At 38.7% G+C, this 1,751-nt stretch carries 1 protein-coding gene; it reads left to right on the top strand.

All coding sequences use genetic code 11. The annotated features are described in order from the left end of the window. Positions 1-942: 942 nt before the first annotated feature. Positions 943-1,626 (top strand): hypothetical protein, encoded by a 684-nt coding sequence (locus WBG78_RS30695; protein ID WP_337330369.1) that lies wholly within the window; start codon positions 943-945, stop codon positions 1,624-1,626. The last annotated feature ends 125 nt before the right edge of the window (positions 1,627-1,751 follow it).

Below are 1,751 nucleotides of genomic sequence, written 5' to 3'. Positions count from 1 at the left end.
TGCGCAACATTACTTTTAATATATTGACTACGCTTACTAAAGCTTGAAGCAAAAGTAACGTCGCGTACACTTTTGTTGGCGGCAAGGCTTTTGGATAGATTCACTAAAGGTATGGTGGACTCATAGACGTTACAGACTCTGGGCTATCAATACCGCCAAAGAGGCAGTACAAGTGGGGGCAATTGGAAGTTGCTATTACCATCGATCGACAAGCTGCTAGCATTAGCCAAGGAACACGCATTCATTAAGACTCTCAAAAGTTTGAGTTTGAAAATAAGCGGCTGGAATTTGGGACACTTAGAATGAAGAAAATACAAAAAGTGGACGGCTAAATTTCGAACGCCTGAGAACGAATCAAGACTGAAATTCTTTGACACCGAAGTATGAAGTCAAAACTTTTTACATTAATAAGTTATTTATTAACTGTAGGAATTGTCTTAGTAGTCTATTACAAGATATGGGGCTATGCTTTTTCAAAATCCTACGTAAAGACTTGTTACATTTCCTTTCTCGTATTTTTCATTTCATTAGTAATTGACCTGTTTGTTATAAATAGAAAGAAAATAATCAAGGAATTCACGTTCAAAAGAATTAGTTTCTATGTGGGGATAGTTTTCTTGTTTTACCTCATTGGAGGCAATATTGCAACACTAATGATATTTCTTCTGCCTTTTAAAAGAGATTTTGTTGCACATATCCTTCTCTGCTATTTAGTTGGACTTCTTGTAGCTCGGTCATTTCTTGTTATTCTTGAAATGAAAGAAAAAAATTAACCAAAAGGCAGGACATGAGCCTGTAGAAATTAAGAGATAGTCATTACCGAAATGGAAGCGTTAAAAGCCCAGCCGCCAACATTGTATATGCCGCATTGGCGTTTGTAAATAATCTTTAAAGGAAAACGCCAACGCGGCATATACCAGCGTTGTATGCAATTGTTAGTAAATGAAAAGTCTTCAGACGCTCTTAGTATTTCCGATTTTAATTTCTTGTGATCCCGACAAGAAAGTATGCGAGTTCAGCTCCGACAATGAAGAACTCGTTATTTATAACAACATCTTGACCGAGCTTGTTGAGAATCGCATGGATGGTAGATACCTTGGGGGCAAGGAAGAAGAGATCCGTGAGAAATACTATTATGACCAGGAAGAGGTCGACACGGCACGAATAGATATTGAATTTATCAAAGCCCACAATGACATATTCAATAATCCCTTAAAGTTCTGCACACTATACTTAGACACATTAGCCCAACCGGAATTTTACTACGACAGCGCTAAATTTGAACAAGACATTGAATTCAAGAATTTAATCACAAAATACACGGACAACCCTCAGGGGGCCGTGGACAGTTTAAACGGTTTGCAAGAGCAATATTCACCTGCGGACTTTGGGCTCTGTACCGCAAAGATTGATAACATTGAAAATTGGAAAATCGACTCGACTTGCTCGTTCGGTCGACTGAGGCTCTCAAAAATAGTATTAAACGAAAAGAAGGACAAAGGACTCATCTTTTACGACTGGCATTGTGGTTCGATTGGGCTCTGCGGACATAGCGGAATAATCGAGTTCATAAAGGGGACAAAAAGGTGGGAAATTGTTGACTTGAAATATTGGAGCGTTTACTAGCAACTGCATACAACATCACATATGCGCCATTTCAGTTTGTTGTTTATATGAATATTCCGGTAATGTTTGACCCACCATTCCGGTAATGGTTTGACCCAGGGATTCCGGTAATCATTTGACCCACC

Origin of the sequence: Chryseolinea sp. T2, from assembly GCF_037203685.1 — a bacterium.
Classification (GTDB): Bacteria; Bacteroidota; Bacteroidia; order Cytophagales; family Cyclobacteriaceae; genus Chryseolinea.
The sequence above is the reverse complement of the archived record's forward strand: the minus strand, read 5'-3'. Positions and strand labels throughout refer to the sequence as shown.